Origin of the sequence: Archangium lipolyticum (genome assembly GCF_024623785.1) — a bacterium.
Classification (GTDB): domain Bacteria; phylum Myxococcota; class Myxococcia; order Myxococcales; family Myxococcaceae; genus Archangium; species Archangium lipolyticum.
Genome location: NZ_JANKBZ010000059.1, coordinates 26632 through 35184 on the forward strand (window position 1 = coordinate 26632; position 8553 = coordinate 35184).

Below are 8553 nucleotides of genomic sequence, written 5' to 3' on the forward strand. Positions count from 1 at the left end.
GCAGGGCGCTCCTAGAGGCTGGTGACCTTGGACAGGCCGTGCTGTTCGAGGATGGCCGCGAGGTTCGACTTGGCCACGTCGTCGGCGAAAGCGCTGTCGCGGAAGACACAAGTCGTCTCGCCGACTGGGGCGAGCACCTTGTGCCACTCGGCAATGCCCAGCGCGAGCCGCTCGACGTCCTTGCGGGCGATCTTCTCTTCGACGCAGACCATCAACACGCCGCCGCCAATGCTGTGCACCGTCTTTCCTGCAATGGTCCGGTGCTCGATGGGGACACACAGATCCAGCCCGAGCTTGAGGAGAACTTCGTAGAGGATATCGTCTGGGCTACGGTCCTCCTTGATATGCTCCAAGTTGTCGAGGAGTGATTTCTTGAGGTTGTCTCGGTTTGGCTCCCACCCACGGATGTTCGAGCTGTCGAGCTTGAACACGCGAAAGCCGAGATCGCCCGAGAGAGTTGTGGCGTCTTGCTGAATCTTCTTGCCTGCGCGGCGCAGGCGCTCTTTTGAGATCGCTGCGATAGTTGCTAAATCGCTTCTTCCCGTGGGCTCAGGCATTTGGACGAGGATGTAGCGTCGATTGCCTCCCTCCGTTGCGTTCAGCCGCATCACCGCATCGCCCGTCGTGGCCGAACCCGCAAAGAAGTCGAGGACGATGTCTGACGAGCTGACCTCAGTTCCCAGCCGCAGCATTCTTTCAATGAGAGCTGTCGGCTTTGGCGTGTCGAAGGATTCAGTGTCCGGGAAGAGAGCTCGAAGCTCGTTCTTCGACGTGCGATTGCTGCCGACCTCCTCTTTCCGCCAAAGGGTCCGAGGAATCAAATCCGAGACCTCAGAAAGGTATCGCTTGATACTCGGCCGGGCTTCTCCAGTCGGCCCCCACCAGATGCGTCCATCTGCATCAAGTTCCCGTAGCTTCTGTTCAGAGATACGCCAAAACCGGCCTGGCGGCGGGCTGAAGGTTCGGCCACTTGGCCCCTTAACGCTGTATTGCCCCTTTGAGTAGGGCTTATTCGCGTAGGGGTCTCCAGGAAGCCATGGGCCCCGAGGATCGTTGTCAGGATTGGCGTAAATTGAGTTTGCTTCATCCGTTCGTGGGAGTCGCGTAGGAGCCCACGAAGGATCTCGCGAATACACTAGCACAAACTCGTGGTCCTCCGAGAATTGTCTTGCCGAATTTCGCGGTGAGTCAGCCTTCTCCCAGATAGCAGTGGCTACGAAGTTTTCTTCTCCAAAGACTTCGTCCATCATGTACCGAAGAGTGTGAACCTCGTGATCATCGATCGACACGAAGATTACGCCGTCTTGGGCAAGAAGGTTCCGCGCCAACTTCAGCCGCGGATACATCATATTCAGCCAATCGGTATGAAACCGTCCGGACGCCTCGGTGTTGGACGTGATCTTCCGTCCACCCTCCACCTGCCCAGTCAGCTCCAGGTAGTTCTTGATGTTGTCCTGAAAGTCGTCCGGATAAACAAAATCCTTGCCAGTGTTATACGGCGGATCGATGTAGATGAGCTTGACCTTTCCGGCATAGCTCTTCTGCAACAACTTCAGGACTTCCAGGTTGTCACCCTCAATGAAGAGGTTCTGCGTGGTGTCCCAGTCCACGCTCTCCTCGGGGCACGGACGCAAGGTCCCGGTCGACGGAGTCAGCGCGAGCTGGCGGGCTTGCCGCTTTCCGTGCCAGTAAAGCCCGTACTTCTCCTCGCGCTCGTCCACAGATCCCCCGAGGACCTGCTTAAGCACGTCGAAGTCGATCTTCCCCTCCGCGAACGCCTCGGGGAATAGCGTCTTCAGCTTCGCCACGTTCTCGGCCACGAGGTCAGCGGATCGAGTCGTCGGGTCATCCACGGTGAGCTTCCTCATGCGCGCCTCTTTACTAGTCACAGTCTCTTCCTCAAAGCGGCGTATTCCGCCTCAAGCTGTTTGAGCTTCACGTTCAGGTCCACCAGCCGCCGGAGTTGTGTCTCGCCTCTCGCGGCGGTCCGCAGCGCCTTCATCTCCGCTTCCAACCTGGCGCACGCATCGAGTGCCTCGTGCCGCGCTTGCGCATCTCTCGGCGTCGTCGCGCGGCTGAACACGCCCGTTATCATGGCCGCCCGATATGCGACCACGGTTTCCATCCACCCTTCGTATACCGTCCACAGCGACTCGGCTGCTTGGCGCGCCAGTGGCAAAGCTTCCAGGAATCCCTCCACCACGGCCGGCGGGGTTCCGTCGCCCATCTCGGCGATGGTCAAATCGCCGTCCATCACCCAGTTCCCGGCTTTCGCCTGTGACCACCGTTTGTGCGCGAGCGACAGGCACAGGCGAGGTGCTTGCTCGCACACGAGGAGTACTGGATACGGGATCGCCCGATGCACCAGTTCCATCAGCCGGTCAGCCTTCCCCTGTGGCCGCATCGACAAGCTCAGCACCGCGAGTTCTTCGTACGTCCGCTCCCCATCCGTGAACCCGGCGATCCCGCAGTTGGAGGGCTTGAGGGTGGCGACCCACGTGATTTCTTCGACGCCCTCCGTGACCAGCCGCCGGTCCGAAGACGACGCAATGTTCTCTGACAACATCTTCTTCGGCACTCTCCGGGGTTGCACCGCGTCCCCGGGTAGGCCGAGCGCGCCGATCACCTTCTCCGGGGTCACTCGGGCCCACCCGGCAGGATGACCACGAACGCGACGACCTCGAAGTCGTCGCTCCCGGCGAACTCGCCCTTTCGCGTCTGGGTGCCGCCGGGCTTGAATAGGCTGGCCACCGCACGCTCCTCGCCGCGTCCCACCACGCTTCCCACCGCAGTTGCCAGCAGGCGCTGTGCGTGACGCATGTCCTCGCCCGCCTTCGTCGTCCGATCGTATCGGGCACAAGCGCCGGCGTCCGGCAGGTCTTTGCCCACGCACGTCCGCTTGAGCCGGTCGAGGATCCGTTTTGCCTGTGGGTAGGGCAGGAGGACCGTCCCGTCTTCGCTCACGTGCACAAGGTAATGCGGCGACAACGGGTAGCTCCCGTCCGCGAGTGACTCGGCGGCGTCTCCCTCTGCGCGCAGGCAGAATATGATCCCCGGGGGCACCTCGGACTCCAATGAGGTCGTCACCGCGCTTGCACCCAGAGGCAGGCTCTCCAGCGCGTCCGGTTGTGTCCGCCCGAGCTCAGCGAGGTCGATTCGGAAGTCGTTCAGGGTGAGATCGGTGATGGAAACGCCCGTAGATAGGTCCTCCAGATCGATCACCGCGTCCTGAAGCCGGAGCAGTTGCTTGCGCCGGTACTCCAGGTCGTTCATCCCGTTCGCGCCCCGCGACTCGATTAGGTTCTCTTCGCCGGTAGCGGACACGTCGAGCAGCACCATTCGGCCGCTCACGCGCTGTTCGAGGTTGATGTACTCCTCAAGTTCCATGTTCGGCCAGAAGTTGACGAGCTGGATCCTTGCGTTCGGCGAGCCCAGTCGGTCGATGCGTCCGAACCGCTGGATGATGCGCACCGGGTTCCAATGGATGTCGTAGTTGATGAGCCAGTCGCAGTCCTGGAGGTTCTGGCCCTCCGAGATGCAGTCCGTGGCGATCAGGAGATCAATCTCCCCCTCGGCCGCGTCTTCCATGGATCTTTCACGCGAGCGCGGAGAGAACGCGGTTAGAATCGACCCGAGATCCTTCCCCACTGAGGGCAGGGTACTTTGATTGCTTCCCGTCCCGGTGACGAGTGCGGATTGGAGCCCCAGTTCCGCCTTCGCCCAGGGCGAGAGCTGATCGTACAGATACCGAGCGGTGTCCGCGAACGCGGTGAAGACGATCACCTTCCGGTTCTGGCCGTTGATCGGGCGCTCGCATTTGGCGGCGATCACCCGCTTCAGCTCGGAGAGCTTGGCGTCCCGCTGCGGGCTGACGTCCTTCGCCGCCGAGAGCAGTGTCATCAGCCTGTTGCGGTCCTCCTCCAAGTCCTGCTTCCAGCGAACGACGTCTACGTCCTTCAGCAGTACTTTCACTTTCCGCCCGGCGACGAGGCCCTCGAACTCCGGATCCTCGAGATCCACCTCGCGGATGTCCAGCGCTGGCGACTCGTTCGCATGGCTCTCGATACGCCCGATGATTGTGTTGACCGCTTCGAGCTGGCGCTCCACGGTGAGTGCGAACGACACCACCGAGCTCTCCATCCGCTTGAGCACGTTGACCCGGAGCAGATTGACAAGGCTCGTTTCGCGATCCTGCTGCTTGAAGAACCCCTTCCCGCCGCGGACCTCGCGCCTGTACCGCTCCTCGTAGTCCGCCTGCTTGTGCGGCAGGATGTATTGGAGCGGTGCGTACGAGGCGAGGTTGAGCTTCCGGATTTCGGTGTTGATGACGTGGATGCGCGGGAACTTCGCCGCCCGGTCCACCTCGGCCTTGATGTTGATAGGCCGCAGGCGCTCCGGGAACTTCCCAGTTTCGTCCGTGCCGTAGTACCGCTCGATGTGCCTCCGCGACCGGGCGATGGTCAACAGGTCGAGCAAGGCGAAGTAGTCGAATCCCAGCATCTCCACCAGCCGTGTTGGCGTCCGCTCCGCCTCATCCAGCTCCAGCCAACGATTGAACTGCTTTTGCGCCAGTCGTGTGGTGGTCTCGATGCTCGGAATGCCGTGATCGAACAGTGCGCCGTCATTCCCCTCGGTCACGAAGGCGATCTGGTTCTTCAAGTCCGCCAGTCGGTTGTTGACCGGGGTCGCCGATAGCATGAGCACGCGGGTCTTCACCCCCTCACGGATAACCTTCTGCATGAGCCGCTCGTAGCGGGTGACGCCGCCTTCCTGTGGGCTCAGCTTGTTGCGGAAGTTGTGCGACTCGTCGATCACTACCAGGTCGTAGTTTCCCCAGTTAATGTTACGAAGGTCGATGTCGCCGGACATCCCGCTCTCGCGCGAGAGATCGGTGTGGTTCAGCACGTCGTAGTTGAACCGATCCGCCGCGAAGAAGTTACGCCGGTCGTTAGCGCGGTAGAGGGTCCAGTTGTCCCGCAGCCGCTTCGGGCATAGGACCAGGACGCGATCATTGCGCAGCTCATGGTACTTGATGATTGCCAGCGCCTCGAACGTCTTACCGAGCCCCACGCTGTCCGCGATGATGCAGCCCCCGAAGCGGTTGAGCTTGTCGATGGCCCCCACCACGCCATCACGCTGGAACTTGTAGAGCCGCTTCCACACACCCGTGTTGCGGATGCCCGTGGCGGCCTTGATCACCTGATCTTCGTCCAGGGTATCGCCGCGTCCCTCGAAGAGCGTCTGGAGGATCCGCGCGTAGACCAGCGACGGCGGGTGGTGCGCTGCCACGCGCTCGAGCTGCTCGACCAACGCGCGGTCTGGCGCCTTGCCTCCCTCGAGCTGGGACCACTGGAACTCGAGCCAGGCCGAGAAGTGTGACCGATCCTCGGGGGTGTCCAGATCGTGGATCAGCCCCAGCGGATTGCCAGGCGTGAGTCCGAGCCCATCGGTCGTCAACGACAACGCCCCCGAGACGGCTTGCACCGGCTGCGCGTCCGCGTCGCGGAGCACCAGCGCGCCCTGAGGAATTCTTCCCTTCGCGCGCCGGACCTCTGCCTTGCGTGCGATCCACTCCAGGCACCGCCGCGCCAGCCACCGCGCTTGCAGCCGGTTGCGCGCTGCGCGATCCGCTTCGTGCCCCAGCAGAGCGCAGTCCAGGTCCTCCCGCGGCAGCAGTAGGCGCGCCCGCTCGATCGCGAAGAGCTCCGCGTGCAGGGCTTCGAACGCGAAGATCGAGAAGTCAGAGGTGACCGCGTCGATGTAGTTGCCCGGCCGCAGCCACGGACGGATGAGGTCGATGACCCGCTCGTTCCCAGCGTTACGGATGATCTTCATCGAGGGGGAGCATTCTACGACGGGTCTCCTAGCTTTGTTAAATGCGGTTCAGCTAGCTCCGATACCTCCAGCCGCAGGACCCGGTTAGGGGAATACGATCCTGAAGCGGAGCGCATAAGAGGACTGGGAGCCCTTGGTGAGGGAGCGGGCTGGTAGAGAGTCCGCGGGAGGCGCTGACGAGCACCTCTCGGGCTGTGCGCTGGGCCGGTGGAACCGCCGTATGGCCCCAGGAGAGTCGGGGCACGTTGGCTCTCTACGGGGTTCCATCAGGCACATGAGCACTGCGGGCCGACCAGCCATCATCGCTTCGGTGTCGGAGGGCTTCCTTGTGCTCCAATGTACCCCTCCAGAGCAGATTCGGGGAGCGCCAGACGGCACATGATGGGGCGGATCAAGGCGAGGATCCCTAATAAAATCAATGCCATAGCGGGTAAAGGCGCGTCCTGCCCAGGAACGTCCACCGTCCTACCGTGGGTTCGATGCTTGCCTCCTCCTTCAGCGGGCCCAGTAATCCGCAGGGCTGCTGGGCCGCGGCCGCGAAGCTTGCGGGTCCACGAGATTCTCGGCTTTCGGCGCTCCTGCTTGGTCGCTAGGCTCGCGCCGCGTCCCACACCGAGGGGAAATGATGAGCTACAAGGCCAAGACTCTCGCCAGCCTCATCGAGGCCATCCAGCAGAACCAGCTGCTCCTGCCGCACATCCAGCGGCCATTCGTCTGGGAGCGAGATCAGATGCGTCGGCTCTTCGACAGCCTGATGCGCAACTATCCCATCCAGACCCTGCTCTTCTGGCGGACGAAGAGTCACATCAAGGCCCGGCGCTTCCTCACCACTGTCGAGTGGGATCCGGACCTGAGCAGGCACTACGACCGCGAGCGGAGCAAGGCGGGCGTCGACAAGATGTTCGTGCTCGATGGCCAGCAGCGCCTCCAGACGCTCTATGCACTCTTTGCCGGATCGGTCCGGAACGAGAAGCAGGCGGGTGCGGAGGAGGAGGCTTGGTTCGATCTCACCAGTGGCACCCAGGTGGACGCCGAGGGAGTTCTCTACCCGCTCCAGTTCTCCGCCGGCCCGCTGGAACTCCCCTGCTACCGCCTGCGAGACCTGCTGGAGAAGGATGCGCAGCAGAGCGCCTGGGACATCGGCGACCGAATCAACGCCGAACTCGATGGGCGCTTGCAGGAGTCCCCGGAACAGCAGTCCGCGCGGCGCAATCGCGTGCAGAAGAACTTGGCCATGCTCTCCTCCCTCCTCCTGGAGGAGAAGTACTTCTGGATTGAGGAACTCGACGGAGTGAACAAGTCTCTGCCCTACGAGCGCATCCTGGAGATCTTCATCCGGGTGAACTCCGGCGGCACCAAGCTGTCGTCCTCGGACCTGATGTTCGCGGCCATGAAGGAGGGGTGGGAGCAGGTCGAGGAGAACATTGAGGGCGTGGTGCATCTGTTGAACGAGGGGAAGCTCGAGTTCGACAAGACCTTCGCGCTCAAGTGCCTCGTGGTGGCCCATGGCCATAGTGCGGAACTGGGGCCCGACAAGTTCGGTTCCCAGCAAGAGGAGGAGCAACTCCTGAAGAAGCTCTCCGACAACTGGCCTCAAGCGGAGAAGACCTTCGCCCAGCTTCGCGACTTCATCCGGCACGACTTGGCGCTCTATTCGGATAAGGTGATCCGCAGCTATTCCTGCTTCGTGCCTCTCTTCGACTACCTCTTCCACAACCCCGCCCCAGACGAGCGCAACCGCCGGTTGATGCGCGCCTATTATTACAAGTCCCAACTCTTCAACTGGTACTCGTCCCAGACCGACGGTCTCATCAACGTGCTGCACGGCATCGTCGGCAAGAAGCTCGCGGGATTCCCTCTGCCCGACATCAAAACGTACTTCCTCTCACGGGGATACACAGTGGAACTGGCGCAGGCGCACCTAACTGATATGCGGCTGCGATACATCGTGCTGAACCTTATCTACGTCGCGCGATTCGGGAGTAGCCCCTTCGACGTGAAGTACGAGGGCAACGAGCCGCAGATCGACCACATCTACCCGCAGAGTTCCCTGCGCTCACAACTCGGGTTGGGCACGGTCGACATCAATCACCTCGGCAACTACCGCTTCATTGGAGCTAGGGAGAACCTGCGCAAGCGCGCTGAGAAGCCGGCCGAGTATTTCAGCCGTCTCGCGGCCGACAGCGTAGACATCTCCCGCCACCTACTCGTGACTGAGTTCTCGGACGACCCCAAGAAGCTGGCGTTCGACCGGCAGACCTACCTGAAGTTCCGTGAGCGCCGCCTCGAGGAGATTCTGAAGATCAGCGCGGAGGTGGTGAACGCGGAACTGGTGCCAGCGCCTCCTTCGGCCGCATAGGAAAGGTGGCTGCGCTCTCAGCATGCTACCGGCTACAGCTCGCGTGTGGCTCGTGGCACATGAAAGGGATGGGGACCCTGTAGAGGGCGGCAGCGGGGAGGCCGTGTGCCGGGCGGGGATAGCCGCCGTGCAGCCCTTTGGAGGGGGCACGCGCCTGCTCTGGCCGCTGTCCTACGCGGTGCCGCGGTGGATACTGGGAACCCAGTGGCGACAGGACCGCTGTCATGTGCCCCCAATGTGCGTGCGCCGTGAAGGTGCACTTGACCAGCGGGTGGAAGTCCCGCCCGAGGAGGAAGTCGACCCCCTCGGTAGCTATCTGGCGGGGACGAGGGGTGACCCTCGGACTCGAAGCCCAGAGA

General features: G+C 62.2%; 4 protein-coding genes. 1 reads left to right on the forward strand and 3 read right to left on the reverse strand.

All coding sequences use genetic code 11. The features are described 5' to 3' along the window. Nucleotides 1–11 precede the first annotated feature (11 nt). Genes NR810_RS51055 through NR810_RS51065 form a run of 3 tightly spaced genes read right to left on the reverse strand, consistent with a single transcriptional unit; the run spans nt 12 to nt 5835 of the window. Entirely contained in the window at nt 12–1868 is a 1857-nt protein-coding gene (locus tag NR810_RS51055; RefSeq protein ID WP_257463447.1) for a site-specific DNA-methyltransferase, read from the reverse strand. A 17-nt stretch (nt 1869–1885) separates the two neighbouring features. Further along, nucleotides 1886–2641 (reverse strand): DUF4391 domain-containing protein, encoded by a 756-nt coding sequence (locus tag NR810_RS51060; protein WP_257463448.1) that lies wholly within the window; start codon nt 2639–2641, stop codon nt 1886–1888. Further along, nucleotides 2638–5835 carry a helicase-related protein gene (locus NR810_RS51065; protein ID WP_257463449.1) on the reverse strand — a complete coding sequence of 1066 codons (3198 nt, stop codon included), beginning with the start codon at nt 5833–5835 and terminating at the stop codon, nt 2638–2640. Before NR810_RS51065 ends, NR810_RS51060 begins: the two co-directional genes overlap by 4 nt. A 622-nt stretch (nt 5836–6457) precedes the next feature. On the opposite strand from NR810_RS51065, the gene NR810_RS51070 reads away from it, so the two are divergent. After that, nucleotides 6458–8194 carry a DUF262 domain-containing protein gene (locus NR810_RS51070; RefSeq protein WP_257463450.1) on the forward strand — a complete coding sequence of 579 codons (1737 nt, stop codon included), beginning with the start codon at nt 6458–6460 and terminating at the stop codon, nt 8192–8194. The last annotated feature ends 359 nt before the right edge of the window (nt 8195–8553 follow it).